General features: G+C 73.7%; 25 protein-coding genes, 1 pseudogene and 1 riboswitch. Of the genes and pseudogenes, 15 read left to right on the top strand and 11 right to left on the bottom strand.

The features are described 5' to 3' along the window. Nucleotides 1–198: 198 nt before the first annotated feature. The 4 genes and pseudogenes from AC07AZ_RS30145 to AC07AZ_RS30160 all read left to right on the top strand — a co-directional run bounded on the left by AC07AZ_RS30145 (nucleotide 199) and on the right by AC07AZ_RS30160 (nucleotide 2,285). A complete protein-coding gene (locus tag AC07AZ_RS30145; protein WP_079072294.1) occupies nucleotides 199–432 on the top strand; it encodes a hypothetical protein in 234 nt (77 codons plus the stop codon). A gap of 49 nt (nucleotides 433–481) precedes the next feature. Then, nucleotides 482–1,273: an SURF1 family cytochrome oxidase biogenesis protein gene (locus tag AC07AZ_RS30150; protein WP_478853285.1), complete on the top strand. Its 792-nt coding sequence runs from the start codon at nucleotides 482–484 to the stop codon at nucleotides 1,271–1,273. A 17-nt stretch (nucleotides 1,274–1,290) separates the two neighbouring features. Continuing rightward, nucleotides 1,291–1,525: pseudogene (locus AC07AZ_RS30155) on the top strand (glycoside hydrolase family 15 protein); the annotation flags it as partial. A 4-nt stretch (nucleotides 1,526–1,529) separates the two neighbouring features. Then, nucleotides 1,530–2,285 (top strand): SDR family oxidoreductase, encoded by a 756-nt coding sequence (locus tag AC07AZ_RS30160; RefSeq protein WP_478853287.1) that lies wholly within the window; start codon nucleotides 1,530–1,532, stop codon nucleotides 2,283–2,285. A gap of 134 nt (nucleotides 2,286–2,419) precedes the next feature. Here the strand turns inward: AC07AZ_RS30160 and amaP are convergent, their stop codons facing one another. From amaP to AC07AZ_RS30185, 5 genes are all read right to left on the bottom strand, one after another. After that, the gene (amaP, locus tag AC07AZ_RS30165) at nucleotides 2,420–3,007 is read right to left on the bottom strand and encodes an alkaline shock response membrane anchor protein AmaP (protein ID WP_478853289.1); all 588 of its coding nucleotides are present in this window, start codon (nucleotides 3,005–3,007) and stop codon (nucleotides 2,420–2,422) included. Continuing rightward, nucleotides 3,004–3,684 (bottom strand): DUF6286 domain-containing protein, encoded by a 681-nt coding sequence (locus tag AC07AZ_RS30170; RefSeq protein ID WP_478853291.1) that lies wholly within the window; start codon nucleotides 3,682–3,684, stop codon nucleotides 3,004–3,006. The genes amaP and AC07AZ_RS30170 overlap by 4 nt, the downstream gene beginning before the upstream one ends. Further along, nucleotides 3,681–4,064, bottom strand: a complete 384-nt coding sequence (locus AC07AZ_RS30175) for a hypothetical protein (protein ID WP_478853293.1) — start codon at nucleotides 4,062–4,064, stop codon at nucleotides 3,681–3,683. Before AC07AZ_RS30175 ends, AC07AZ_RS30170 begins: the two co-directional genes overlap by 4 nt. Then, nucleotides 4,061–4,246 carry a hypothetical protein gene (locus AC07AZ_RS30180; protein ID WP_478853295.1) on the bottom strand — a complete coding sequence of 62 codons (186 nt, stop codon included), beginning with the start codon at nucleotides 4,244–4,246 and terminating at the stop codon, nucleotides 4,061–4,063. Before AC07AZ_RS30180 ends, AC07AZ_RS30175 begins: the two co-directional genes overlap by 4 nt. A gap of 72 nt (nucleotides 4,247–4,318) precedes the next feature. Continuing rightward, entirely contained in the window at nucleotides 4,319–4,816 is a 498-nt protein-coding gene (locus AC07AZ_RS30185) for an Asp23/Gls24 family envelope stress response protein (protein WP_478853298.1), read from the bottom strand. An 87-nt stretch (nucleotides 4,817–4,903) separates the two neighbouring features. Here AC07AZ_RS30185 and AC07AZ_RS30190 point away from each other — a divergent pair, with 87 nt between their 5' ends. Then, nucleotides 4,904–5,635 carry a nucleopolyhedrovirus P10 family protein gene (locus AC07AZ_RS30190; protein WP_478853300.1) on the top strand — a complete coding sequence of 244 codons (732 nt, stop codon included), beginning with the start codon at nucleotides 4,904–4,906 and terminating at the stop codon, nucleotides 5,633–5,635. A gap of 9 nt (nucleotides 5,636–5,644) precedes the next feature. On the opposite strand, the gene AC07AZ_RS30195 is transcribed toward AC07AZ_RS30190, so the two are convergent. From AC07AZ_RS30195 to AC07AZ_RS30205, 3 genes are all read right to left on the bottom strand, one after another. After that, complete coding sequence (locus AC07AZ_RS30195) at nucleotides 5,645–6,448, bottom strand: enoyl-CoA hydratase/isomerase family protein (protein ID WP_478853302.1); 804 nt, start codon at nucleotides 6,446–6,448, stop codon at nucleotides 5,645–5,647. 149 nt (nucleotides 6,449–6,597) lie between these two features. Beyond that, the gene (locus AC07AZ_RS30200; RefSeq protein ID WP_018533414.1) at nucleotides 6,598–6,819 is read right to left on the bottom strand and encodes a helix-turn-helix domain-containing protein; all 222 of its coding nucleotides are present in this window, start codon (nucleotides 6,817–6,819) and stop codon (nucleotides 6,598–6,600) included. 465 nt (nucleotides 6,820–7,284) lie between these two features. After that, on the bottom strand, nucleotides 7,285–8,883 hold the full coding sequence (locus AC07AZ_RS30205) for an ABC-F family ATP-binding cassette domain-containing protein (protein WP_478853304.1): 1,599 nt from the start codon (nucleotides 8,881–8,883) through the stop codon (nucleotides 7,285–7,287). 371 nt (nucleotides 8,884–9,254) lie between these two features. On the opposite strand from AC07AZ_RS30205, the gene AC07AZ_RS30210 reads away from it, so the two are divergent. Continuing rightward, nucleotides 9,255–9,668 carry a VOC family protein gene (locus AC07AZ_RS30210; protein WP_478853306.1) on the top strand — a complete coding sequence of 138 codons (414 nt, stop codon included), beginning with the start codon at nucleotides 9,255–9,257 and terminating at the stop codon, nucleotides 9,666–9,668. 9 nt (nucleotides 9,669–9,677) lie between these two features. On the opposite strand, the gene AC07AZ_RS30215 is transcribed toward AC07AZ_RS30210, so the two are convergent. From AC07AZ_RS30215 to AC07AZ_RS30225, 3 genes are all read right to left on the bottom strand, one after another. After that, nucleotides 9,678–11,090 (bottom strand): hypothetical protein, encoded by a 1,413-nt coding sequence (locus tag AC07AZ_RS30215; protein WP_478853307.1) that lies wholly within the window; start codon nucleotides 11,088–11,090, stop codon nucleotides 9,678–9,680. Nucleotides 11,091–11,317: 227 nt separating this feature from the next. Continuing rightward, nucleotides 11,318–12,439, bottom strand: coding sequence for an alpha/beta hydrolase (locus tag AC07AZ_RS30220; RefSeq protein WP_478853309.1), 1,122 nt, complete (start codon nucleotides 12,437–12,439; stop codon nucleotides 11,318–11,320). A gap of 104 nt (nucleotides 12,440–12,543) precedes the next feature. Further along, nucleotides 12,544–13,272 carry a class II aldolase/adducin family protein gene (locus AC07AZ_RS30225; RefSeq protein ID WP_478853311.1) on the bottom strand — a complete coding sequence of 243 codons (729 nt, stop codon included), beginning with the start codon at nucleotides 13,270–13,272 and terminating at the stop codon, nucleotides 12,544–12,546. 309 nt (nucleotides 13,273–13,581) lie between these two features. Between AC07AZ_RS30225 and AC07AZ_RS30230 the strand changes: the two genes are divergently transcribed. The 9 genes from AC07AZ_RS30230 to cobI all read left to right on the top strand — a co-directional run bounded on the left by AC07AZ_RS30230 (nucleotide 13,582) and on the right by cobI (nucleotide 26,418). Then, a complete protein-coding gene (locus AC07AZ_RS30230; RefSeq protein ID WP_478853313.1) occupies nucleotides 13,582–14,820 on the top strand; it encodes an inorganic phosphate transporter in 1,239 nt (412 codons plus the stop codon). A gap of 34 nt (nucleotides 14,821–14,854) precedes the next feature. Continuing rightward, the gene (locus AC07AZ_RS30235; RefSeq protein WP_478853315.1) at nucleotides 14,855–15,076 is read left to right on the top strand and encodes a hypothetical protein; all 222 of its coding nucleotides are present in this window, start codon (nucleotides 14,855–14,857) and stop codon (nucleotides 15,074–15,076) included. 134 nt (nucleotides 15,077–15,210) lie between these two features. After that, nucleotides 15,211–15,349, top strand: a riboswitch (cobalamin riboswitch). 101 nt (nucleotides 15,350–15,450) lie between these two features. Beyond that, nucleotides 15,451–16,431, top strand: coding sequence for a cobalamin biosynthesis protein (locus AC07AZ_RS30240; RefSeq protein ID WP_478853317.1), 981 nt, complete (start codon nucleotides 15,451–15,453; stop codon nucleotides 16,429–16,431). Then, entirely contained in the window at nucleotides 16,428–17,936 is a 1,509-nt protein-coding gene (locus tag AC07AZ_RS30245) for a cobyric acid synthase (protein WP_478853319.1), read from the top strand. Before AC07AZ_RS30240 ends, AC07AZ_RS30245 begins: the two co-directional genes overlap by 4 nt. Then, nucleotides 17,933–21,586, top strand: a complete 3,654-nt coding sequence (cobN, locus tag AC07AZ_RS30250) for a cobaltochelatase subunit CobN (protein ID WP_478853321.1) — start codon at nucleotides 17,933–17,935, stop codon at nucleotides 21,584–21,586. Before AC07AZ_RS30245 ends, cobN begins: the two co-directional genes overlap by 4 nt. Beyond that, nucleotides 21,583–23,589, top strand: coding sequence for a putative cobaltochelatase (locus AC07AZ_RS30255; protein ID WP_478853323.1), 2,007 nt, complete (start codon nucleotides 21,583–21,585; stop codon nucleotides 23,587–23,589). The genes cobN and AC07AZ_RS30255 overlap by 4 nt, the downstream gene beginning before the upstream one ends. Further along, on the top strand, nucleotides 23,589–24,188 hold the full coding sequence (cobO, locus tag AC07AZ_RS30260) for a cob(I)yrinic acid a,c-diamide adenosyltransferase (protein ID WP_478853325.1): 600 nt from the start codon (nucleotides 23,589–23,591) through the stop codon (nucleotides 24,186–24,188). Before AC07AZ_RS30255 ends, cobO begins: the two co-directional genes overlap by 1 nt. After that, nucleotides 24,182–25,672 carry a cobyrinate a,c-diamide synthase gene (locus AC07AZ_RS30265; RefSeq protein ID WP_478853327.1) on the top strand — a complete coding sequence of 497 codons (1,491 nt, stop codon included), beginning with the start codon at nucleotides 24,182–24,184 and terminating at the stop codon, nucleotides 25,670–25,672. Before cobO ends, AC07AZ_RS30265 begins: the two co-directional genes overlap by 7 nt. Further along, the gene (cobI, locus tag AC07AZ_RS30270; RefSeq protein ID WP_478853329.1) at nucleotides 25,669–26,418 is read left to right on the top strand and encodes a precorrin-2 C(20)-methyltransferase; all 750 of its coding nucleotides are present in this window, start codon (nucleotides 25,669–25,671) and stop codon (nucleotides 26,416–26,418) included. The genes AC07AZ_RS30265 and cobI overlap by 4 nt, the downstream gene beginning before the upstream one ends. The last annotated feature ends 2 nt before the right edge of the window (nucleotides 26,419–26,420 follow it).

Genomic DNA, 26,420 nt, shown 5'->3' on the forward strand with positions numbered 1-26,420 from the left:
CTCGGGGAGGTGGAGTGGGCGGGAGGGCAGGGAGAGCGGGCGCGAGAGGAGGTGGACGGCGCGGTCGCCGGGGCGCCCGGGGTGGTGACGGCAGGGCCGCCGGCGCCCCGGGGTGGTGACCGTACGGACGGGTGATTGCCGTGCGACTCGCCCGGCCGCCTCCCGCGCGCGCGGCGCGGACGGCCCACCCTGTGGCCCATGGCGACCTGCGAAGTATGTGGCAACAACTACGGAATGACCTTCGAGGTGCACGCGCAGGGCGCGGTGCACGTCTTCGACTGCTTCTCCTGCGCGATCCACCGCATGGCACCGATCTGCGAGCACTGTCGTGTGCAGATCATCGGCCAGGGAGTCGAGGTCGAGGGTCACTGGTTCTGCGGCGCCCACTGCGCCCGCGCGGAGGGCAGGGTGGGGATCGTGGACAAGGTGTAACGCACTACCCGCCCTGATGCGCCCCACGACCGAGTTGTACGGTCGTGGGGTGTACCGCTTCCTGTTGTCCCGGCAGTGGGTGATCCTCACGCTGGTCTCCCTCCTCCTCATCCCCACGATGATCAGGCTGGGCTTCTGGCAGATGCATCGCCACGACCTGCGCGCCGCCCGGAACCAGCTGGTCTCCGACGCGCTGGCCGCCAGGCCGGTCCCCGTGGAGGACCTGACCGCCCCGGGACACACGGTCACCACCACGGAGCGGTACCGCACGGTGACCGCGACGGGCACCTTCGACACCGCCCGAGAACTCGTCGTCAGGCGCCGCGTCAACGCCGACGACGCGGTCGGCTTCCACGTCCTCACCCCGTTCGTCCTGACCGACGGCAAGGTGCTGCTGGTCAACCGCGGCTGGATTCCCGCGGACGCGGCACAGACCGCCTTCCCGAAGATCCCCGCGCCGCCGCACGGCCGGACCACGGTGACCGGACGGCTGATGGCCGACGAGACGACCGCCGCGAGCGGCATCAAGGACATCAAGGGACTGCCCGACCGGCAGATCATGCTGATCAACAGCGAGAAGGAGGCGCGGCGTCTGGGTGCCGAGGTGCTCGGCGGCTACATCGCGCAGACGGCGCCCGCGCCCAGGGGCGGCCTGCCACAGCTCGTCGGGGAGCCCGGCCGGGAGGACTCGGCGCTGAACCTCGCCTACGCCATCCAGTGGTGGCTGTTCTCGGCGGCCGTCCCGGTCGGCTGGGTGGTCCTGGTGCGGCGGGAGGCCCGCGAGAGGCGGGCGGCGGCCGCCGGTGCGGACACGCGGGCGACGCAGGCGGTGTCCGTCTAGCGCGCGTACGGCGAGGTGGCACCTTCCTCGTGTGCTCGTTCCGGCCGGCGCACGCGCTGCACATGACGGGCCGTACCGGAGAGGCCCGGGAGATTCGACCGGCTGGCGGGCCTCACCGACGACGTGGGCCTGCCGGCCGAGGAGTGCGACCCGGTGGCCGGGCGTCCGCTCGGCGACTTCCCGCAGGCGTTCAGCCACATCGGGCTGGTGAACACCGCCCTCGCCCTGTCCGGGACCGAAGAGGCAGGATAGGGGCATGGATCTTGGACTGAAGGACCGGGTGTACGTCGTCACCGGGGCCACCCGCGGACTGGGCCACGCCGCCGCGCGCGAACTCGTGGCCGACGGGGCGAAGGTGATCGTCACGGGGCGGGACGAGCAGCGCGTCGCCGAGGCGGCGGAGGGGCTGGGCGCCGGCGTGGTCGGCGTCGCCGTCGACAACGCCGACCCGCAGGCGCCCGCACGGCTGATCGCCGCCGCGCGGGAGCACTTCGGGAGGTTCGACGGCATCCTCATCAGTGTCGGCGGTCCGCCGCCCGGATTCGTCGCCGACAACACCGACGAGCAGTGGCAGACGGCGTTCGAATCGGTCTTCCTGGGGGCGGTACGGCTGGCCCGCGCGGCGGCGGAGGAACTGGATGCGGGCGGTGTCATCGGGTTCGTGCTGTCGGGGTCGGTGCACGAGCCGATCCCGGGGCTCACGATCTCCAACGGGCTGCGGCCCGGACTCGCCGGCTTCGCCAAGTCGCTCGCCGACGAACTGGGGCCGCGGGGCATCCGGGTCGTGGGGCTGCTGCCGGCCCGCATCGACACCGACCGAGTACGGGAGCTGGACAAGTTGTCCGCGGATCCCGAGGCGACGCGGGCGGCCAACGAGTCGCGGATTCCGCTGCGGCGGTACGGGAGGCCCGAGGAGTTCGGGCGGACGGCGGCGTTCCTGCTGTCGCCGGCTGCGTCTTATCTGACGGGGGTCATGGTGCCGGTCGACGGGGGGATGCGGCACGGGTTTTGAACGGGGGCGGCGAGCGCCGGGTTCGGCTGGGGCGGCGAGCGCCGGGTGCGGTGCGGTGTCGGCTGCGGGGCCGCGGGGGCTGGTCGCGCAGTTCCCCGCGCCCCTGGCGGGGCGTCAGGGGCGCGGGGGGCGTGTCAGCTGACTCTGTCCGCTCGGTGTTTCAGGGCCTGTAGGCGGACCTCTGTGGGGAGGGTGGGGAGGGCTGCCGAGGTTCGGGCGTGGGTCAGGGCTCGGGTGGTGAGGTGGTCCAGGGCGGTGGCCGGGTCCACGTGGGGTTCCAGCAGGAGCCGTACACGGGCCGCGGGCGCGGTGCGGCGGCCGGTCAGGTGGACGTGGGCCCGGGCGACGCCGTCCAGGTCTCCCGCCTCGCCGGCGAAGACGCCCTCCAGGGCCCGTCCCCGCAGCAGGGCGCCCTCGCCGTCACCGGTGTCGACGAGCACCTCGGCGAGCCGGCGGCGGCGCAGCACCGCGGTCAGCCACCACAGGGCCAGCAGCACCACGACGGCGAGCGCGGCGATGACGGCGGGCCACCACCAGCCGGCGTCCCGCCAGCGGGTCCGCTCCGTGTCGCTGAGCAGGACGTCGTGCCGCCCGTCGTGGATCCACCAGGACGGCGGGGGCGCGCCCAGCCGGACGGCGAGCACGGAACCGCCGAGGAGCAGGAGCACCAGGCCCACGACCCCGAGCACCACACGGTTGACGGTCCTCAGCACCGCGCTCACCCCTTCTTCCCGGGTCGCGCCACATGGACGGCCGGCGCGGGCGGCCGGGCCAGCCCGAGGCCCCGCACCGCGTCGGCGACCACGTCCTCCAGGTCGGCCCGTACCTCGTCCAGTGCACGGAAGTGGGCGACCGCGCGCACGTCGGCCTTCCTGCGTCGTGTCCGCACCCGCACCGACTGCACGCCGGCGACCTCCATGGCCCGGTCGCGCAGCACCACGGCGGCCGCCTTGCGGTGCAGCCCGGCGCGTACGTCGGCGTGCGTGCGCCGCATCGGCAGCACCGTCCGCAGCCCGGGGGTGAGCGCCAGCACGATCAGCCACAGTCCGAGGGCCGCCGTCACGCCCGCGCCGACGAGCACCCAGGTGTCGTCGAGGGGCCGTTCGGCGAGCTGCCCGGCCAGTTCCCGGCGCCAGCGCATGCCGGGCCGGCCGGCGCGCACGGCGGCGATGTCGTAGAGGAAGACGCCCGCGACGAAGAGGATCAGTACGGCGACGACGGCGGCCGGGACGCGGCGCGCGGACCGGAAGCGGCCGGTGCCGCCGGCCGCTTCCGGGAGGCGTTCCCTCTGCTCGGCCGGGGGTGGCGGTTCGTACGCGTACCCCCCGGCCGGGTCGGTCTCCCTCTCGATGACCGGCAGCCGCTGTGTGGTGCCCTCGGTGCCCTGGGACTCGCTCATCGCGTCCTCCCCTGTGCCGCGCCGTGTGCCGGTACGAGATGCAGCCGTTCCACGTGGACGACGACCTCCGGCACCTCCATGCCCACCAACGCGCCTACCCGCTCGACCACATGACGACGCACCTGTCCGCACCGGCCGCCGATGTCGCTCGGATAGTCGAGTTCGAGGTGGATGCGGACCCTTGCGGTGCCGTGGTGGACGGCGACCGTGGCGTGCGGGCGCGAGACGTCCCGGGGCAGCCTGCCCAGCGCCTCGCCGGCCGCCTGTGCGGCGACCTTCGCGACGACCCGGTCCGCGATGCGGGTCGCGCCGCGCTCGCCCGGCGCGACCACCGTCAGCGGCGCGCGGAGCTCAGTGACCCCGTCGCTCACGGACGTCACCGCCGCCGGTCGTCACGGGGACGGAACAGGTCGCCGAGGTTCAGGTCGCCCTCCGCGAACCTGCCGACGACGAATCCGATGGCTCCCAGGGCCGCCACCAGGAGGAAGGCCCCGAACCCGCCGAAGTATCCGGCGAAGCCCAGTGCCATGCCGGCGATCATGCCGACCACGGCCAGGTTCATGGTGCGCTCCTACGCTCGTCAGACCAACGGACCATCGGATCGTCCCCGCCCGGCTCTTCGGGCGCCGGCGAGTCACTGGAGGCGGGGCTCCGGCTCCTCGTCCTCCTCGTCCGGCAGTTTGACGTCGCTCACCGCGATGTTGACCTCGACCACCTCGAGGCCGGTCATCCGCTCCACCGCGGCGATGACGTTCTCCCGCACCTCCCGGGTCACCTCGGAGATCGACACGCCGTAGTCGACGACGATCTCCAGATCGAGCGCGGTCTGTACCTCGCCGACCTCGACCTTCACTCCGCGCGCGGCCGATTTCGACCCGCCGGGCACCCGGTCGCGCACCGCCCCGAAGGTCCGCGACAGCCCGCTGCCCATGGCGTGCACGCCGAGCACGTCCCGTGCGGCCAGTCCGGCGATCTTCTCCACCACACCGTCCGCGATGGTCGTCCGTCCCCTGGTGGACGGATCGCCGCCGCCACGCTTGGCCATCTGGGGCCTGCGCGTCCCCGAGCTCTCCGGCACGTCCTTGGCTCCTGAGGGGGTGCCCGTCCGGTCCTGTTCCGTCATGTCGGTCATCGCCGTACGTCCCTTTCGGTTGGCGTCCTTCCACCACCGTATGCGGGGTTGCGCGCTCGCGCGTCTGGGATGCGGCAGGCTGGAGGAATGACGGCAGACCAATGGACCCGAGCGGTACGCCAGCAGCTGGGACTCGGCAGGCTCCTGCCCCTGGGCGGCCCCGGCGACGGCGCGTGGATCTCCGAGAACGCGGCCGGGGCGGTGCTCCGGCGCGCGGCCGAAGAGTTGCGCGGCGTACGGCTGACCGTGTTGCGCATCGCCCTCGCCGATCCGCTGGACACGCGGGAACCCGCCGTACCGCCGCCGCCGAGCGCGCTGCCGCCCGGGCCGCTGCGGGTGACGGCGGAGTTCGCGGCGTCGGCCTCGGAGCCGCTGCCCGCGGCGGCGGCCCGGCTCCGCGCGACGCTGGCCGCGGCGGCCACGGAGCGGCTCGGCCTGGCGGTGACGGAGGTGGACCTGCGGGTGACGGCCCTGCTGGACGAGGTGGAGCGGGCCGGCGCGGGGCCGGCGGCGCCCGCCGCGGCAGAACCGGGGCTCGCACCGGAGCCGGGGCCCGGGGCGGAAGCGGCGCGGTCGGTCGACGAGTTGCGGGTCGAGGCCGCCGCGCTGGCGGTCGCGGGCGTGATCCGGGTGACGGGCACCTGGATCGAGGAGTGGCAGAGCGGTCCGGCCGCGCTGCCGCACCGCCACGTCCGGCTGGAGGTGGCGGTGGGCCCGGGCGGTCGGGCGCTCGACGTGGCCCTGGAAGTGCGCGTGAGCGCGGCACAGTCACTGCCGGATCACCCGACGGCGGCGGTGCTGGTGACGGCGGTCAGCTGACCGGCGGGTTCATTCGCCGACGCCGGCCAGGTCCCGCAGCCGCCTGGCCTGGGCGGCCCGCTCGGCGGTCCGCTGCTCCTCGTACGACCGCCCCTGCACCCCGCGCAGCAGCGCCTTCGTCTCGATCACGGCGTCCCGGGGCGCGGCCAGCAACGCGCCGGCCAGGTCCCGTACCGCGTCCGCGAGCTGGTCGAGCGGTACGGCGATGTTCGCCAGTCCGGTGCTCACGGCCTCCTCGGCCGTGACGGCTCGCCCGGTCGCGCAGATCTCCAGCGCGCGGGCGTAACCGACGAGCCCCACCAGCGGATGGGTGCCGGTGAGGTCGGGGACGAGCCCGAGGCTGGTCTCGCGCATGGCGAACTGCACGTCGTCGGCTACGACGCGCAGGTCACAGGCGAGGGCCAGCTGGAAACCCGCTCCGACGGCATGTCCCTGCACCGCGGCGATGGACACGAGGTCGCTGCGCCGCCACCAGGTGAAGCCCTCCTGGTACTCGGCGATGGTCGCGTCCAGCTCGGCGTCGCTGCCCCGCGCGAGGTCGATGAACGACGGCTCGCCGTCGAAGCCCTCGGGCGTGAACGCCTGCCGGTCGAGTCCGGCGGAGAAGGACTTGCCCTCGGCGGTCAGCACGACGACGCGGACGGTGCCCGGCAGCAACCGCCCGGCTTCGGCCAACGCCCGCCACAGCGCAGGACTTTGGGCGTTGCGCTTGGCCGGGTTGGTCAGTGTCACCGTGGCGATGGCGTCGTCGACGGTGAGCCGTACGCCGTCCTTGTCGAGTACCGGACCGAGGTCCTGGTCGGGCGAAGCCATGGGGCGCCTCCGATGCGTGCGGTCGTGATGCCGTGCCGGGGGCGGGCTACCGCCGCACCACGGCACAGTGAAGTGACTGCACAGTAACCACCCGGTCGATCAGCCGACCGACCGGGTGGCCACCATCGAAAGCCGATGGGCCGCCCGGTTCAGGACGCTGCGGCCTTCTTGCCCCGGGTCGCGCCACCACGTCCACGCAGCGTGACGCCGGACTCGCTGAGCATCCGGTGCACGAAGCCATACGAGCGGCCGGTCTCCTCGGCCAGCGCCCGGATGCTCGCACCGGAGTCGTACTTCTTCTTCAGGTCTGCCGCGAGCTTGTCGCGCGCGGCGCCGGTCACCCGGCTGCCCTTCTTCAGAGTCTCGGCCACCCGTGCCTCCTCGTGGGAAGTGCGCTCTGGTCCTCTCATGATCACCCCTCGGCGGCTCCATGGCCACCCATTCGGCAAGGTCCGTAAGACAAGGTTTTGACGACAGGAGCGGGTGCGCACAAGCGGAATCAGGGATTCCAGACGGCCGCGTCCGCGCGGCCGAACAAATTCCCTTGTGAAGTGCCAGGTCAGGGACGCACGACGGCCGGACCCCGGTCGACAAAGGGCCCGGCCGTGAAATGGATGTAGGACACACCGCGGTACGAGGAGATCTCACACAGATGATGGATCACGGATCGGCCGAATGATCCATAGGCAGTGGATCACGCAGTTGATCACATGATCGATCACGCATGGATCACCGGGCCGGCGACCCGGCCGACACCCGAACCGACGACCCGACCGACAACCGAGCCGATCACCGGTCGACCGGGTACCGCGGCGGTCCGCCGGGCCCGGAGCGGCTCAGGCCAGGGCCACCAGATCCGCGTAGTCGGCGCCCCACAGGTCCTCGACGCCGTCCGGCAGCAGGATGATCCGTTCCGGCTGGAGCGCCTCGACGGCTCCCTCGTCGTGGGTGACGAGGACGACCGCGCCCTTGTAGGTGCGCAGCGCGCCGAGGATCTCCTCACGGCTGGCGGGGTCGAGGTTGTTGGTGGGCTCGTCCAGGAGCAGGACGTTCGCGGAGGAGACCACCAGGGTCGCGAGCGCGAGGCGGGTCTTCTCGCCGCCGGAGAGGACCCCGGCCGGCTTGTCGACGTCGTCCCCGGAGAAGAGGAACGAACCGAGCGTCTTGCGGACCTCGACGAGGTCGAGGTCGGGGGCGGCGGACCGCATGTTCTCCAGGACCGTGCGCTCGGGGTCGAGGGTCTCGTGCTCCTGCGCGTAGTAGCCGAGCTTGAGGCCGTGGCCCTCGATGACCTCTCCGGTGTCGGGCTGCTCGGCGCCGCCGAGCAGCCGCAGGAGGGTCGTCTTGCCGGCGCCGTTCAGGCCGAGGATGACGACGCGGGAGCCCTTGTCGATGGCCAGGTCGACGTCTGTGAAGATCTCCAGCGAGCCGTACGACTTCGACAGGCCCTCCGCCATGAGGGGGGTCTTGCCGCAGGGCGCGGGCTCGGGGAAGCGCAGCTTGGCGACCTTGTCCGAGGCCCGTACCGCCTCCAGTCCGGCGAGCAGCCGGTCGGCGCGCTTGGCCATGTTCTGCGCGGCGACGGTCTTGGTGGCCTTGGCGCGCATCTTGTCGGCCTGCGAGTGCAGCGCGGCGGCCTTCTTCTCGGCGTTCTGCCGCTCGCGCTTGCGGCGCTTCTCGTCGGCCTCGCGCTGCTGCTGGTAGAGCTTCCAGCCCATGTTGTAGTAGTCGATCTGGGCGCGGTTGGCGTCCAGGTAGAAGACCTTGTTGACGACCGTCTCGACCAGGTCGACGTCGTGGGAGATCACGATGAAGCCGCCGCGGTAGGTCTTGAGGTAGTCGCGCAGCCAGACGATGGAGTCGGCGTCGAGGTGGTTGGTCGGCTCGTCGAGCAGCAGGGTGTCCGCGTCGGAGAACAGGATGCGCGCCAGCTCCACGCGGCGGCGCTGACCGCCGGAGAGCGTGTGCAGGGGCTGGCCGAGCACCCGGTCGGGCAGGTTGAGCGCGGCGGCGATGGTGGCGGCCTCGGCCTCGGCGGAGTAGCCGCCCTTGGTGAGGAACTCCGTCTCCTGGCGCTCGTACTGCCGCAGGGCCTTCTCGCGGGTGGCGCCGGCGCCGTTGGCGATGCGCTGCTCGTTCTCCCGCATCTTGCGGATCAGGGTGTCCAGGCCGCGCGCGGAGAGGATGCGGTCGCGGGCGAGCACGTCGAGGTCGCCGGTGCGGGGGTCCTGGGGGAGGTAGCCGACCTCGCCGGAGCGGGTGACGGCGCCCCCGGCGGGGACGCCCTCGCCGGCCAGGACCTTGGTGAGCGTGGTCTTGCCGGCGCCGTTGCGGCCGACCAGGCCGATGCGGTCGCCCTTGGCGATGCGGAAGGTGGCGGACTCGATGAGGACTCGGGCGCCGGCGCGCAGCTCGATACCGGAGGCGGAGATCACGGACAGACTCCAGGGCGGGGTTGTGTGGCGGGATGGGCGGCTGAGGACGTTCCCGCCGTCTAATGCGCGAGGAGAATGGCCATGGGCCAAGTCTAACGGGGCCGTGCAACCAATTTTCCGGCCCGCGGGCCACCGGGGGCGGCGAGCCGGCCGACGGCCCAGGTCACCGGGGCCGTACGGAAGTCCCGTACGGAGGTCCCGTGCCGACGTCCCGGACGGAAGGGCCGCGGGGAGGTGCCGTCGGTCGCCCGAGAGGTTTCCGCGCGGTGTCAGTGGCCGGTGCGAGACTGGGGCGAAGTCCGGAATTCTCCGGTTTTCCGGCGGCGGGCATCGCCGGGGACACGACCGTGACACGACAGGGAGTGATCGCTATGGCAGGCACGGCGGGCGGGCGTCCGAGTATCTGTCCGACGCTGCTGTACGCGGACGCGAAGGCGGCGATCCGGCAGCTCACGGAGGCCTTCGGGTTCACGGAGCTGTCGGTGTACGAGAGCGAGGACGGCGTGGTGATGCACGCGGAGCTGGTGCAGGGCAACGGCGCGGTGATGGTCGGTTCCAAAAACCGCGGCGGTGTCTTCGACACGGCGATGAAGGGCGCGGGTCCCAGCGGGGTGTACGTCGTCGTGGACGACGTCGACGCGCACCACCGGCGCGCCCTGGACCACGGCGCGGAGATCCTCATGCCCCCGACGGACCAGGACTACGGCTCCCGGGACTACATGGCCCGGGACGCCGAGGGCAACATCTGGAGCTTCGGTACCTACGCCCCCGACACGGGGGCCTGAGGCGGGCTCTCAGCTCCCGCCGGTGTGCACCTGGAAGGCGGCCCGCCGCACGGCCTTGGCCAGCGCGGGGTCGGGGTGGGCGGCGGCGAGTGCGACCAGGACCTGCACCGTGCGGGGATGTCCGACCGCGCGCACCTCGTCGAGGAGCATCGGCACGGTGGGCTGCACGGCGGACTCCAGGTGCCGCACCAGCAGCGGGGCCTCCCCGTGGTCGGCGACGGCGGCCGCGGTGTCGACCCACAGCCAGGTGGCCTCCTGCCGGGTGAGGATCTCGTGCGCGTCCTCGGGGTCGATCCCGTCGTGCTCGGCCAGCCACAGCAGGGCGTAGGGCCGCAGGGTGGGCACGTCGGCCACGGCACGCACGTCGGGTTCGGCGGGAGCGCCGACGACCCGCAGCGCCTCGAAGGCGAGGCCGCGCAGCAGGGCGTCCTCGCCGCGGGCGGCCTCCAGCAGTTCGGCCACGGCGCTGCCCACGGGTCGGGCGGCGAGCCAGGCGCGGTACTCGGCGCGGGCCGCGTTCGGGCGCAACTGGGCGCAGCCGCGGAGCATGCCCTCGGCCGCCTGCTCGATGTTGCCGGCGGGGCTCTGCGCGGCGACGCAGATCTGCTCCAGCTTGACCCAGACCGCCCAGCTGCCGAGCGGGGTGAGCGTGGCCTGTCCCTCGCCGTAGGTGAGGGCGCCGACGGAGGCGAGGGCGCGCAGGGCCCACTCCAGGAGCGGGGGCAGGGGGGCGTCGGCGGGCTCCGGCGGGGCCTGCCGGGCCGGTTCGGGCTCCGGCTGGGGGCCGTAGGGGATCTCGCAGCGTTCGGTGCGCAGTTCGGTGACCCGCTGCTCCAGCAGGTCCAGGAGCTGCTCCACGGGCACGGGGCCGGCGGACAGCTGGAGGAAGGACAGCACCTGGGGCATGGCCGAGACGACCTCGGCCACGGCGGCCGGCTCGTGTCCGGAGGGCTCGGGGTGGGCGAGCGACCAGGCGTCGAACAGCGCCACCCAGCCGCGCAGCACGGCACTGTCGTCGCGGTCCCAGGCGCGCAGCCGCCAGCCGGGGCGGGCGTCGTCGCCGTGCACCTCGACGAGTCCGGCCAGGCGTGCGGTGTCCCAGTCGGCGCGGACCTGTGCGGGGGTCAGGCCGAGGTCGGCGGCGGCGCGTTCGGCGGTCGCGTCGGAGAGGGTGCCCTTGCCGTCAGGGCTGGCGCTGTCCCGGCCGGGGCGCAGGGCGGTGTCGGCCCAGTGGGCGACGCGGGCCGCGGCGGCCAGGCCGGAGCGCGCCATTCTGGCCAGCTCCGCGGGGGCCGGGGTGCCCTCCGGCGGGCGGGGGGCGGGGCGGCGCGAGCGCCGCTGGTTCATCGCTCTGGGGGCGGCGGCCAGGGGTCGCGGGCGGACGAGTCGGAGCCTGGAGTCGCGCGGGATACGGGACGTCACGGGTGCAGTCTTCCGGTTGACGGTCCGAAAACCCAAACGGAATGTCACGGGGGGCTACGGGGAGGGCCAACGCACGGGGTGTCGCGGGGGCCCGGGGCCGAGAACAAGCCAGTGGTACGGCCTTAAACGGAATCTTTCCGACCGGGGGCCCCGAGCGTGGCGCCCCGGCCGCGCTCCGGCTCCTCGGGACCCGTCGCAGCGGTGGGTCCGCCGGTGCGGCGGGCCGGTCACATCAGCGGGACGAGGAAGCGGCGCAGCGCCTCCTCGTAGGTCTTCGGGTCGGCGTTCCACATGGCCGCGTGGGGCGCGCGGCGGACGGTGTGCAGGGCGATCAGGTTGGGGCGGGTGGCGGCGAGCCGGCGCGAGAGGTCCCAGGGGGCCACGGTGTCGTCCGGCCCGTGGATGATCAGCGTCGGCGCGGCGAGCCGGTCGCTGACGGGGGCACCGGGGTCGGGGCTCAGTCCGGTGCGGCCCTGCGCGGCGCGCACGGCCAGCGGCAGCAGGGCGCCCGGGGTGTGCCGGGCGGCGGCGAGGGCGCGCAGCGTGGTCTGCCAGCTGAGCACCGGGGAGTCCAGGACGAGTCCCGCGACGCGGTTGCGCAGCCCGGAGTGGACGGCGGCGCGCAGGGCCATCGTGGCTCCGGTGGACCAGCCGAACAGGACGACCTGCCGGGCGCCCTGGTGCACGGCGTGGTGGATCGCCGCGTCCAGGTCCCGCCACTCGGTCTCGCCGAGGTGGCTCAGTCCGTCCGGGGAGCGGGGCGCGCCGGGGTCGCCGCGGTAGGCGAGGTCGAGCAGCGGGAAGCGGTGGCGGTGCAGGAGTTCCAGCACGTTCAGGGGGTGTTCGCGGGTGGCGCCCAGGCCGTGCACCGTGATGATCCAGGTGTCCCGTACGCCGGGGACGAACCAGGCGGGCAGCGAACCGAGTTCGCCGTGGATGTGGACGTCGGTGTACTCGATCCCGAGGGCGGTGGCCGGGTCGCCGACGTGCACCTGGGGGGTGAGCCAGACCTTGGCGCCGGGTCGCGGGGTGCCGTGGGTGACGCGTTCCAGGCGGCGTACGACGGTGTCGGCGGGGTGCGGGGTGCCGTCCTGGACGGGGCCGACCACGGCGTGCGTGCCGTCGCCGGCCAGGCCGTAGGTTCCGGGGCGCAGGGAGGCCAGGGACCGGGTGAGGACGATCTGCCCGGCGGCGGTGGCGTGCACGGTGAGGTGGGGTTCGGTGGGCAGCGGCCGGCCCGGCGGTGCCTTGAGCGCTGCGCCGCTGGCGTACCGGCCGGCCGCGACGCTTGCCGCGCCGGCCGCGAGGGCCACGGAGACGGCCGCGGCCGTCGCTTTGACTGTGCGCATCCGACCAGTGTCCTGGCCCGCCCCGTCCGCGGCCAGCGGGAGGACGGCCCGGAGTGATGTCCGGGGACGCGGCCTTGCGGGGGCGCGCCGGTACGGGACCCTGGTCAGGGCTGCCCGTAGCCGCGCAGCCGCTCCTGGGCCTCGGCCATCTGCCGCGGCGACAGGAGCGCCGGGTCCAGGCCGGGTACGGAGGACGCCGTCAGCCACAGGCGGCACATCCACTCCAGCTGGGCGGTGCGGTCGTACGCCTGGTCGAGGGTTGCGCCGTAGGTGATCGTGCCGTGGTTGCGCAGCAGGCAGCCGGAGCGGCCGGTCAGGGCGCGCAGCATGTTCTCGGCCAGCTCGGGGGTGCCGTACGTCGCGTAGGGGGCGACCCGGACGCTGCCGCCGAGGGCGCCGGCCATGTAGTGGATGGGCGGGAGTTCGGTGACGAGGGTGGACACGGCCGTGGCGTGCACGGCGTGGGTGTGGACGACGGCGCGGGCGTCGGTGGTGGTGTATACGGCCAGGTGCATCGGCAGTTCGCTGGTCGGCACGAGCGAGCCGAGCACCTGGCGGCCTTCGAGGTCCACGCCGACGACGTCGTCCGGGGTGAGCCGGTCGTAGGGGACGCCGGTCGGGGTGACCAGGACGGTGTCGCCGACGCGGACCGAGACGTTGCCCGAGGTGCCGACGACCAGGGCGTCCCGGACCGTTCTGCGGGCGGTCGCGACGAGGTCCGTCCAGGCGTCCGCCTCCTCGGGACGCGCGCGCCTGCCCCACGCCTCGCCGGCCTCGGGCACACCGTCCAGGCCACCCCGTGCGTCCCGCGGCTCCCGCCGTTGCTCTGCCATGCGGCGATCCTGCCAGGCGCGGGGGCCCCGTGCCGGGGACCGCGTGCACCACGCGCTGTGGGCGGCCCTCGCCACGCGCTGTGGGCGACGTCACTGCTCGATGTCGGCCGCCCGCGCACGCGTCGCGGGCGGTTCGCACCACGCGCTGTGGGCCGTCCGTGACAGGCCGGAGGCGGAAGCGCCGCCAGCGGGCCGGCCGGAGCGAAATCGCCTCACCAGGACACCCCGATGCCTGCCTCAGTTCATCTTCCGTTCACTCAGGTTGCTTACGGTCGTCCAGCCAATGACCTCGAACGATTGCCTGGGTAAATGGAAAACTTCTCGCTGATCCTCGCGATTGTGGTGGTAACCGCGCTCGCGTTCGATTTCACGAACGGTTTTCACGACACCGCCAACGCGATGGCCACGACCATCTCGACCGGTGCGCTCAAGCCCAAGGTCGCGGTGGCCATGTCCGCCGTGCTGAACCTTGTGGGTGCCTTCCTCTCCGTTGAGGTCGCCAACACGATCTCCAAGGGACTCGTCGACGAGTCCGGCATACGTCCCGAGGTCATATTCGCCGCCCTGGTCGGCGCGATCCTCTGGAACCTGCTGACCTGGCTGGTCGGACTCCCCTCCAGCTCCTCGCACGCCCTCATGGGCGGCCTGATCGGCGCCACCGTCGCCTCGGCGGGGTTCGGCGCGGTGCACGGTGACGCCCTGGTCACCAAGGTGCTGATCCCCGCGGTCGCCGCCCCGGTCGTCGCGGGCGCCGCCGCGTTCCTCGCCACGCGCCTGTCGTACACGCTCGGCAGGAAGGCCGACGGCAGGGCCGCCGCCAAGGGCTACCGCACGGGCCAGATCGCCTCCGCGGGCCTGGTCTCCCTGGCCCACGGCACCAACGACGCGCAGAAGACGATGGGCATCATCACCCTCGCCCTGGTCGCCGGCGGCGTCGTCTCCCCCGACTCCGACCCGCCCACCTGGGTCATCCTCTCCGCGGGCCTCGCCATCGCGCTCGGCACCTACCTCGGCGGCTGGCGCATCATCCGCACCATGGGCAAGGGCCTCACCGAACTCCAGCCGCAGCAGGGCTTCGCCGCCCAGACCAGCGCGGCCACGGTCATCCTGGCCTCCTCCCACCTCGGTTTCTCCCTGTCCACCACGCACTCCGTCTCCGGTTCGGTGATGGGCGCGGGCCTCGGGCGCAAGGGCGGCGTCGTGCGCTGGTCGACGGCCACCCGGATGTTCGTCGCCTGGGGCCTCACGCTCCCGGCCGCGGCCGTGGTCGGTGCTCTCGCCGAGTCCGTGACGGACCTCGGCGACTGGGGCACCGCGGTCGTCGCCGTCTTCCTGATCGCCTCCAGCGCCGCCATCTGGAAGCTGTCGCGGCGCGAGGTCATCGACCACAGCAACGTCAACGCCTCCGAGGAACCGGCCGGCGTGGTGACCACGGCGATCGCCGTCGTGGCCCCGCCGCCGGTGGGCACCGTCGCCGAGGACCTCACGGCCACGATCCCGGCCCCGGCCACCGAACCGGTGGTCCCGCCGGCCGCCACCACCGTCTGAGCCCCGCGCCCCCGGTTACGAAGGAAGAAGCAGCATGAAGATCGACTGGGCAGCCCTCGGCTCCGTCTTCGGGGTCAGCCTCGTGGTCACCGTGGCCCTCGTGGCCCTGTTCACCCTCGGCATCACCGGTCTCTCCCGCCGTGAACGCGCGGCGGCCCAGGGCGAGTCCGCGGCCCTCGCGGTCACCGGCGCGTACGTGTGCTTCGCGGCGTGCGCGGCGGCGGTGGCGTACGGCATCTCGCTGATCGTCGCCTGACCCGCCGCACCTGGACACCGAGTGGGGTGCGGGACGGATCTCCGTCCCGCACCCCACGTGTCTGTGACGCCTGGGGCCCCTCGTGTGTGGGCCTCGGCACACTCTCCCCGCGCAGGTCAACAGCAAGTTGACGGCCCTTCGGGGCCCGTGGTGGACTGCCGGAGCCATGTACGGCGGCAAGAGAGGAAGCCGGTGCGAATCCGGCGCGGTCCCGCCACTGTGACCGGGGTGTGAACCCCGGGAGCCAGGAACTCTCACCGCCGGTCTCGTCGAACCAGGGCGTGGACACCCTGAGTGAGGACACAGAGCCATGCTCGGCTGCCGTTCGAGGTCTGCCACCGGCGCTCCGCCCGACCCCTCGGCCGGCTGAGCCGATGCGTGCCGATCGCGTCTTCGCGTACGGCGCCGCCGCCGGCCTTCTCGCCGACCTGGTCCTCGGTGATCCTCGCCGTGGGCATCCGGTCGCCGCGTTCGGGCGGGCCGCCGGCGCCGTGGAACACCTGTTGTGGCGGGACCACCGGGGGTACGGCGTGCTGCACACCGCCGTCTGCGCCGGAGGCGTCGTCGGTCTGGCCGCCGTCGCCACTTCGGCGCTGCGGCCCTCCCCCGCCGCCTCCGTCGCCCTGACCGCCGCCGCCACCTGGGCCGTGGTGGGCGCCACCAGCCTCGGGCGCGAGGCGCGAGCCGTCGGCCGCGCCCTGGAGGCCGGTGACGTCGAGGCGGCCCGGGCCCGGCTGCCGCACCTGTGCGGGCGCGATCCGCAGGCCCTGGACGCCGACGGGATCGCGCGGGCCGTCGTGGAGTCCGTCGCGGAGAACACCTCGGACGCGGTCGTGGGGGCGCTGGTGTGGGGCGCGTTGGGCGGCGTGCCGGGACTCGTCGGGTTCCGGGCCGTCAACACCCTGGACGCGATGGTCGGGCACAGATCGCCCCGGTACCGGCGCTACGGATGGGCCTCCGCCCGGCTGGACGACCTCGCGGGCTGGCCGGGAGCGCGGCTGACCGCCGCCCTGACCGCCGTCGCGGGCGGGGACCCGCGGGGGGCCGTACGGGCCTGGCAGGCCGACGCGGGCCGGCATCCGAGCCCCAACGCCGGGCCCGTGGAGGCCTCGTTCGCGGGGGCGCTCGGTGTGCGGCTGGGCGGGACGTTGTCGTACGGCGGCCGGGTCGAGCGGCGGCCGGTGCTGAACGGGGAGGGACGTGCCGTGGAGGTACGGGACATCGAACGGGCCGCGCGGCTCTCCCGTCGCGTCGGCGTGCTCGCGCTCGGCGTCACCGTCGTCGCGCGGACGGCCGGTGTGCGGCTGTTCGCCGCGCGGGCCGGGAAGCGGGCCGGTAAGGGGGGCGCCTCGTGAACGGTGGTCTGCTGGTCGCCGGCACCACCTCCGACGCCGGCAAGAGCGTCGTGACCGCCGGGATCTGCCGTTGGCTGGTCCGGCAGGGGGTGCGGGTCGCGCCGTTCAAGGGGCAGAACATGTCCCTCAACTCGTTCGTGACGCGGGAGGGCGCCGAGATCGGCCGCGCGCAGGCCATGCAGGCGCAGGCGTGCCGCGTCGAGCCGACCGCGCTGATGAACCCCGTCCTGCTCAAGCCGGGCGGCGAACAGAGCAGTCAGGTCGTGCTGATGGGCCGGCCGGTGGGCGAGCTGAGCGCTCGCGGGTACCACGGCGGGCGGCAGCAGCAGTTGCTGGGGACCGTGCTCGACTGTCTCGCCGAGTTGCGGGGCACGTATGACGCGGTGATCTGTGAAGGGGCCGGCAGTCCCGCCGAGATCAACCTGCGGCGGACGGACATCGTGAACATGGGCATCGCGCGCCACGCGCGGCTGCCCGTGCTCGTCGTCGGCGACATCGACCGCGGGGGCGTCTTCGCCTCCTTCTTCGGCACGGTCGCCCTGTTGTCCCCCGAGGACCAGGAACTCGTCGCCGGGTTCCTCGTCAACAAGTTCCGCGGCGACGTCTCGCTGCTGGAGCCCGGCCTCGACATGCTGCACGGGCTCACCGGGCGGCGGACCTACGGCGTCCTGCCCTTCCGGCACGGCCTCGGCATCGACGAGGAGGACGGGCTGCGAGTCTCCCTGCGGGGGACCGTGCGCGAGTCGGACACCGCCCCGCCCGTCGGCGAGGACGTCCTGCGGGTCGCCGTCTGCGCGGTCCCGCTGATGTCCAACTTCACCGACGTGGACGCGCTGGCCGCCGAACCGGGTGTCGTGGTGCGGTTCGTGGACCGGCCCGAGGAACTCGCGGACGCCGACCTCGTCGTCGTCCCCGGCACCCGGGGCACCGTGCGGGCGCTGGAGTGGCTGCGGGAGCGGGGGCTGGCCGGGGCGATCGCCCGGCGGGCCGCCGAGGGCCGGCCCGTGCTCGGCGTCTGCGGCGGCTTCCAGATCCTCGGCGAGCACATCGAGGACGAGGTGGAGAGCCGGCAGGGGCACGTGCCCGGGCTCGGACTGCTGCCCGTACGCGTGCGGTTCGCCCGCGAGAAGACCCTCACCCGGCCCGCGGGCGAGGCCCTCGGCGAGCATGTCGAGGGGTACGAGATCCACCACGGGATCGCCGAGGTCACGGGCGGGGAGCCGTTCCTCGACGGCTGCCGGGTCGGTCAGACCTGGGGCACCCACTGGCACGGCTCCCTGGAGTCGGACGGTTTCCGGCGCGCCTTCCTGCGCGAGGTGGCGGCCGCCGCGGGCCGCCGGTTCGTACCGGCCGCCGGCACCTCGTTCGCCGCGCTGCGCGAGGAACAGCTCGACCGGCTCGGCGACCTGATCGAACAGCACGCTGACACCGACGCGCTGTGGCGGCTCATCGAGTCCGGCGCGCCGCAAGGACTGCCCTTCATCCCACCGGGAGCACCCGCATGAGCACAGTGTTGTTGTTGTCGACCGCCGACACGGACCTGCTGGCGGCGCGTGCCTCCGGCGCGCCGTACCGGATCGGCAACCCCACCCGGGTCGACGTCGCGGAGGAGCTGCCCGCGCTGGTCGCGGGCGCGGACATCGCCGTCGTACGGCTGCTCGGCGGCAGACGGGCCTGGGAGGACGGGCTCGCCGCGCTCAGGGCCTCCGGTGTGCCGACCGTGCTGCTCGGCGGGGAGAACGTGCCCGACGCCGAGCTGATGGCCGAGTCGTCCGTGCCGGCCGGTGTCGTGGCGGAGGCGCTGCGCTACCTCGTCGAGGGCGGGCCGGAGAACCTGACGGAACTCGCCCGCTTCCTGTCCGACACCGTGCTGCTGACCGGCGAGGGGTTCGAAGAGCCGCGCAGGATGGCCGCGTTCGGGGTGCACGGGCAGCGGGCGTACGCCGAGGGCCGCCCCACCGTCGGCGTGCTCTTCTACCGGGCCCACCACCTCAGCGGCAACACCGGCTTCGTGGACACGCTGTGCGAGGCGATCGAGGCGCGGGGCGCCAACGCCCTGGCCGTGTACTGCGGTTCGCTGCGCGGGGCGGACCCGGGGCTGTACGAGATCCTCGGGCGGGCCGACGCCCTGGTCGCCACCGTCCTCGCCGCCGGCGGCACGCACGCCTCGCAGGCCTCGGCCGGCGGCGACGAGGAGGCGTGGGACGTCGGGGCGCTCGCCGACCTCGACATCCCCGTCCTGCAGGGCCTGTGCCTCACCTCGTCCAGGAGTGCCTGGCAGAACTCCGACGCGGCCCTGTCCCCCATGGACGCGGCGATGCAGGTCGCGATCCCGGAGTTCGACGGGCGGCTCATCACGGTGCCGTTCTCGTTCAAGGAGCAGGGCCCGGACGAGGTGCCGGTGTACGTCGCCGACCCCGAGCGGGCCGCGCGGGTCGCCGGGATCGCCGTACGGCACGCCCGGTTGAGGCACAAGCCGAACGCGGAGAAGAAGCTCGCGCTCGTCTTCACCGCCTACCCGACGAAGCACTCCCGCGTCGGCAACGCGGTCGGCCTGGACACGCCCGCCTCGGCGGTGCGGGTGCTGGACGCGCTGCGGGACGCCGGATACGCCGTCGAGGGGCACCCGGACAACGGCGACGAGTTGATCCACCGGCTCATCCATGCCGGTGGCCACGACGTCGAGTGGCTCACCGAGGAGCAGCTCGCCGCCGCGCCCGCGCGTGTGCCGCTGGCCGACTACCGGACCTGGTTCGACACGCTCGACCCGGTGCTGCGCGACGGCATGCTGGAGGCGTGGGGCGAGCCGCCGGGCTCCCTGTACGTCGACGGCGACGACATCGTGCTGGCCTCCCTGCGGTTCGGGAACGTCGTGGTGATGATCCAGCCGCCGCGCGGCTTCGGGGAGAACCCGATCGCGATCTACCACGACCCCGACATGCCGCCCTCGCACCACTACATGGCTGCCTACCGCTGGCTGGAGAACAGCTTCGGCGCCGACGCGGTCGTACACATGGGCAAGCACGGCACGATGGAGTGGCTGCCGGGCAAGGGACTCGGCCTCAGCGGCGGCTGCGCCCCGGACGCCGTGCTCGGCGAACTCCCGCTGATCTACCCGTTCATCGTCAACGACCCGGGCGAGGGCACCCAGGCCAAGCGCCGCGGGCACGCCACCGTCGTCGACCACCTCGTGCCGCCGATGGCCCGCGCGGACACCTACGGCGACCTCGCGAAGCTGGAGCAACTCCTCGACGAGTACGCGCTGGTGTCCGACCTGGACCCGACGAAGGCGCCGGCGGTGCGCGCCCAGATCTGGACGCTGGTCAAGGCCGCCGAGCTGCACCACGACCTGCACGTCGACGACCAGCCGGACGAGGACGCGTTCGACGAGTTCGTCATGCACATCGACGGCTACCTCTGCGAGATCAAGGACGTCCAGATCAGGGACGGCCTGCACATCCTGGGCGGCGGCCCGGAGGCCGAGCCGCGCGTCAACCTCGTGCTGGCCGTGCTGCGCGCCTCCCAGGTGTGGGGCGGCACGGCGAACGCGCTGCCCGGTCTGCGGGCCTGTCTGGCCGAGCACTTCGGGCTGGTCGAGAAGGAGTTGCTCGCCGAGCCCGGCGCGCCGGTGAAGGTACCGGTGGAGCTGACGGAACTCGTCGACGGGCCGGCCAGGACCGGGGCCGACGCCGTCGACCTGCTGGAGCAGCTGTGCCGGCGGTTCGCGGAGGGCATGGAGGAGCGGGGCTGGGACCCGGCGGCCGTTCCCGCTCTGGTGCGTCAGGTCGTCGGCGCCGAACTCCCGGACGCCGTCGCGGTGCTGGAGTTCGCGTGCCGCGAGGTCGTGCCCCGGCTCGCCCGCACCACCGACGAGATCGACCACATCCTGAAGGCCCTGGACGGCGGTTACGTCCCGGCCGGCCCCTCCGGCTCGCCCACCCGCGGACTCGTCAACGTCCTGCCGACCGGCCGCAACTTCTACTCGGTCGACCCCAAGGCGATCCCGTCCAGGCTGAGCTGGGAGGTCGGGCAGTCGCTCGCCGACTCGCTCGTGCAGCGCTACCTCCAGGACACCGGCGCGTACCCGAAGTCCGTCGGCCTGACGGTGTGGGGCACCTCCGCGATGCGCACCCAGGGCGACGACATCGCCGAGATCCTGGCGCTGCTGGGCTGCCGCCCGGTGTGGGACGACGCCTCGCGCCGGGTGACCGGTTTCGAGATCGTGCCCCCGACGGAGCTCGGCCGGCCGCGCATCGACGTCACGGTCCGCATCTCCGGGTTCTTCCGGGACGCGTTCCCGCACGTCGTCGGCCTGATCGACGACGCGGTACGGGCGGTGGCCGAGCTGGAGGAGTCCGCCGACCAGAACTACGTGAAGGCGCACGCCGACGCGGACACCGCCGAGCACGGCGACCGGCGGCGCGCGACGGCCCGGGTGTTCGGCTCCAAGCCGGGCGCGTACGGCGCGGGTCTGCTGCCGCTGATCGACGCCCGCAACTGGCGCTCCGACGCCGACCTCGCCGAGGTGTACGCGGTGTGGGGCGGCTACGCCTACGGGCGCGGGCTCGACGGGCGGGCGGCGCGCGGCGACATGGAGACCGCGTTCCGGCGCATCGCCGTCGCCGCGAAGAACGTCGACACCCGCGAGCACGACCTCGTGGACGCCGACGACTACTTCCAGTACCACGGCGGCATGGTCGCCATGGTCCGCCACCTGACGGGCGCGAGCCCGGAGGCGTACGTGGGTGACTCGGCGACCCCCGACCAGGTCAGGACCCGCACGCTCGGCGAGGAGACCCACCGCGTCTTCCGCGCCCGCGTCGTCAACCCGCGCTGGATGGCGGCGATGCGGCGGCACGGCTACAAGGGCGCCTTCGAGATGGCGGCGACCGTCGACTACCTCTTCGGCTACGACGCCACCGCCGGGGTCGTGGACGACTGGATGTACGAGAAGCTCAGCGCGGAGTACGTCTTCGACGCGGAGAACCAGGACTTCATGAAGAAGTCCAACCCGTGGGCCCTGCGCGGCATCACCGAGCGTCTCCTGGAGGCCGCCGACCGCGGGCTGTGGGCGGAACCGGACGCGGACACACTGGAACGGCTGCGGGCGACATACCTGGAGCTGGAAGGCGATCTGGAGGGCGACGAGAAGTGACCACCCCCTTTCCGTTCACGGCCGTCGTCGGTCAGGACGACCTGCGGCTCGCACTGCTGCTGAACGCCGTCTCCCCCGCCGTCGGCGGTGTGCTGGTGCGCGGCGAGAAGGGCACCGCCAAGTCCACGGCGGTACGCGCTCTTTCGGCCCTGCTGCCGAAGGTGGACGTCGTCTCCGGCTGCCGGTTCTCCTGCGACCCCGCCGCCCCCGACCCGGCCTGCCCGGACGGCCCGCACGAGCCCGGAGCCTTCGAGTCGCGGCCCGCCCGCATGGTGGAGCTGCCCGTCGGCGCCTCCGAGGACCGGCTGGTCGGCGCCCTCGACATCGAGCGGGCGCTCACCGAGGGCGTGAAGGCCTTCGAGCCCGGCCTGCTGGCCGCCGCGCACCGCGGCATCCTGTACGTCGACGAGGTCAACCTGCTCCACGACCACCTGGTCGACCTGCTGCTCGACGCGGCCGCGATGGGCGCGTCGTACGTGGAACGCGAGGGCGTCTCCGTCCGGCACGCCGCCCGCTTCCTGCTGGTGGGCACCATGAACCCCGAAGAGGGCGAGCTGCGCCCGCAGTTGCTCGACCGGTTCGGGCTGACCGTCGAGGTCGCCGCCTCCCGCGAGCCCGACCAGCGGGTGGAGGTCGTACGGCGGCGGCTCGCCCACGACGACGACCCCGCCGCGTTCGCGGCGCGTTGGGCCGGCGAGGAGGCGGACCTGCGCCGACGGATCGTCGCCGCGCGGGAGTTGCTGCCCTCGGTGCGTCTGGGCGACGGGGCGCTGCGGCAGATCGCGGCGACCTGCGCCGCGTTCGAGGTGGACGGCATGCGCGCCGACATCGTGATGGCCCGGACCGCGACAGCGCTGGCCGCCTGGGCGGGGCGCACCGACGTGCTCGCCGAGGACGTACGGCAGGCCGCGCTGCTGGCGCTGCCGCACCGGCGGCGGCGCAACCCCTTCGACGCGCCGGGCCTGGACGAGGACAAGCTCGACGAGACGCTGGAGCAGTACGGCGAGCCCGAGGACGACCCGGACCCCGACGGAGGTGGCGGAGGCGGCGGCCAGCCGCCCGCACCGGACTCCGGCGGTCCCGAGGGTCCCGCGGACGGTGACACGGGCGCGCGTCCCGAGGCCGGTGAGGAGGGGGAACCGCAGACCTCCGGCGCCGGCTCCGGCGACCAGCGGCCGGTGCGCGCCGCGGAGCCGTTCCGCACCAGGGTGCTGAGCGTGCCCGGTCTCGGCGAGGGCGCCGCCGGACGGCGGTCACGGGCGCGGACCGAGCACGGGCGGACCACCGGGGCGCGCCGGCCCCGGGGCGCCCTCACCACACTGCACCTCGCGGCCACCGTGCGGGCCGCGGCACCGCACCAGCGGGCCAGGGGGCGCTCCGGGCCGGGGCTCGTCGTGCGCCGGGACGATCTGCGGCAGGCCACCCGGGAGGGGCGCGAGGGCAACCTCGTGCTGTTCGTCGTGGACGCCTCCGGGTCCATGGCGGCCCGGCAGCGGATGAGCGCCGTGAAGGGCGCCGTCGTGTCGCTGCTCCTGGACGCCTACCAGCGGCGGGACAAGGTGGGGCTGGTGACCTTCCGGGGGTCGGCCGCCGACCTCGCGCTGCCGCCGACCTCGTCGGTCGACGCGGCGGCGGCCCGGCTCGAGTCCCTGCCGACCGGCGGCCGGACGCCACTGGCGGCGGGGCTGCTCAAGGCACACGACGTGCTGCGCGTGGAACGCCTGCGCGACCCCGCGCGGCGGGCACTGGTCGTGGTGGTGACCGACGGCCGGGCCACCGGCGGCCCCGAGCCGGTCGCACTGGCCGGACGGGCGGCGCGGCTGTTCGCGGCGGAGGGGGTGGCGTCCGTGGTCGTCGACTGCGAGTCGGGGCCGGTGCGGCTGGGACTGGCCGGGCGGCTCGCGGACGGGCTGGGCGGTACGGCGGTGACGCTTCAGGAGCTGCGGGCGGACTCGATCGCCGGGCTGGTCAGGGATGTTCAGGGCGACAGGAGGGCCGCGTGATGCCGCAGGGACAGCCGAGTGTGGTGCCGGACGACGGACTGACGACCCGTCAGCGGCGGAACCGTCCGCTGGTCGTCGTGCACACCGGGGTCGGCAAGGGGAAGTCGACCGCCGCCTTCGGGCTCGCGCTGCGGGCCTGGAACCAGGGCTGGCCGATCGGGGTGTTCCAGTTCGTCAAGTCGGCCAAGTGGAAGGTGGGCGAGGAGCGGGCGCTGCGCGTGCTCGGCGACTCCGGCGAGGGCGGCTCGGTCACCTGGCACAAGATGGGCGAGGGCTGGTCGTGGGTGCAGCGCGACGCGCAGCTGGACAACGAGGACAAGGCCCGCGAGGGCTGGGAGCAGGTCAAGCGGGACCTGGCCGCCGAGACGTACCGGCTCTACGTGCTGGACGAGTTCGCGTACCCGATGCACTGGGGCTGGATCGACACCGACGAGGTCGTCGCGGTGCTGCGCGACCGGCCCGGCACCCAGCACGTCGTGATCACCGGGCGGAACGCGCCCGGCAGGCTCCTCGACGCCGCCGACCTGGTGACCGACATGTCCAAGGTCAAGCACCCCATGGACACCGGCCAGAAGGGCCAGAGAGGCATCGAGTGGTGACCTCCTGCTCCGTGCCCCGGCTGGTCGTCGCCGCGCCCTCCTCGGGCAGCGGCAAGACCACCGTCGCCACCGGGCTGATGGCGGCGTTCACCGCGCGGGGACGCACGGTGTCCCCGCACAAGGTCGGGCCCGACTACATCGACCCCGGCTACCACGCGCTCGCCGCCGGACGGGTGGGGCGCAACCTCGACGCGTACCTGTGCGGGCCGGAGCTGATCGCGCCGCTGTTCGCGCACGGGGCCCGCGGGTGCGACCTCGCCGTGGTCGAGGGCGTCATGGGGCTGTACGACGGGGCCGCGGGCGAGGCCGAACTGGCGTCCACCGCGCAGGTGGCGAAGTTGCTGCGGGCGCCGGTGGTGCTCGTCGTGGACGCGTCCTCGCAGTCCCGGTCGGTCGCCGCCCTCGTCCACGGGTTCGCGTCCTGGGACCCGGAGGTGCGGATCGGGGGTGTGATCCTCAACAAGGTCGCCTCCGACCGGCACGAGGAGTTGCTGCGGGAGGCGCTCGATTCGGCGGGGGCGCCGGTGCTCGGTGTGCTGCGGCGGGTTCCGCAGGCCGATGTGCCGTCGCGGCATCTGGGGCTGGTGCCGGTCGCCGAGCGGCGGGCGGCGGCGGTGGAGGCGGTCGCGGCGATGGCCGCGCAGGTCTCCGCCGGGTGTGATCTCGATGCGCTGGCCGCGCTGGCGGCGAGTGCGGGGGCGTTGGCCTGTGCGGCTTGGGATGCGGCTGAGGTGCTGGGTGTCTCGCCCCCGCCGCCCCTTCCCGTCCCGTCTCTGGGGGCTGCCGCCCCCAGACCCCCGCTTCGGCCCGAAGGGCCTCGTCCTCAAACGCCGGACGGGCTGGGAGTGGCTGCGCCGACTCGTCCTCAGACGCCGGACGGGCCGAAGGTGGTCGCCGTCGCCGGTGGGGCCGCCTTCAGCTTCTCCTACGCCGAGCACACCGAGCTGCTCGCCGCCGCCGGGGCCGAGGTCGTCACGTTCGATCCGCTCCGCGACGAGCGACTGCCCGACGGGACGGCCGGGTTGGTCGTCGGTGGCGGGTTTCCGGAGGTGTACGCGGCCGAACTGTCGGCCAACGAGCCGCTGCGGAAGGCGGTCACCGCGCTCGTGCAGGCCGGTGCTCCGGTCGCCGCCGAGTGTGCCGGGCTGCTGTACCTGTGCCGGGAGCTGGACGGGCAGCCCATGTGCGGGGTGCTCGACGCCGACGCGCGGATGAGCGGGCGGCTCACGCTCGGGTACCGGGACGCGGTCGCCGTGAGCGACAGTGTGCTCGCCGTCGCCGGGACGCGGATGCGCGGACACGAGTTCCACCGCACGGTCATGGAGCCCGGCGCCGGACCGGCTCCCGCATGGGGGGTGCGCGGGCCGCACCGCCGCGTCGAAGGCTTCGTACAAAACGGTGTGCACGCGAGTTATCTGCACACGCACTGGGCCGGTGAGCCCGGTGTCGCCCGTCGGTTCGTGGAGAGGTGCCTGACGACATGAGCAGCACACTGATCGGAGTCGGGGTCGGGCCCGGTGACCCCGAGCTGGTGACCGTCAAGGGCGTCAACGCCCTGCGCGCCGCCGAGGTGGTCGTCGTCCCCGTGATGGCCGCGGCCGACGGGACGGACGGCGGGGAGCCCGGACGGGCCGAGGCGACCGTGCTGCACTACGTGCCCGCGGAGAAGATCGTCCGGATCGTGTTCGCGCTCAACGAGCGCAGCGACCGGGCGCGCCGGGAGGCCGCGTGGGACGCCGGCGGCCGGCAGGTCGCGCGACTGCTCGGGGAGCGCGGGTCCGTCGCCTTCGCGACGATCGGCGACCCCAACGTCTACTCGACCTTCACGTATCTCGCGCAGACCGTCTCCGCCCTGGTGCCGGGGACCGTCGTGGAGACGGTGCCCGGGATCACCGCCATGCAGGATCTCGCGGCCCGCTCGGGAGCCGTCCTCACCGAGGGCACCGAGCCGCTCACACTGGTGCCGGTGACGGCGGGTTCGGCGGTGCTGAAGGACGCGCTGAGCGGGCCCGGGACCGTCGTCGCCTACAAGTTCGGGCGGCAGGCGCGGGAGGTGGCCGAGGCGCTGCGGGAGACCGGGCGGATCGACGACGCCGTGTGGGGGTCGGCGCTCGGGCTGCCGGAGGAGTCCATCCGGCCGGCCGCCGACCTCGACGGGACCGGCCTGCCGTACCTCTCGACGCTCATCGCGCCCGCCCGGCGCGGCGGCGGACGCGGCGGCAAGCTGTGACC

This window comes from Streptomyces sp. NPDC043878 (assembly GCF_056435735.1).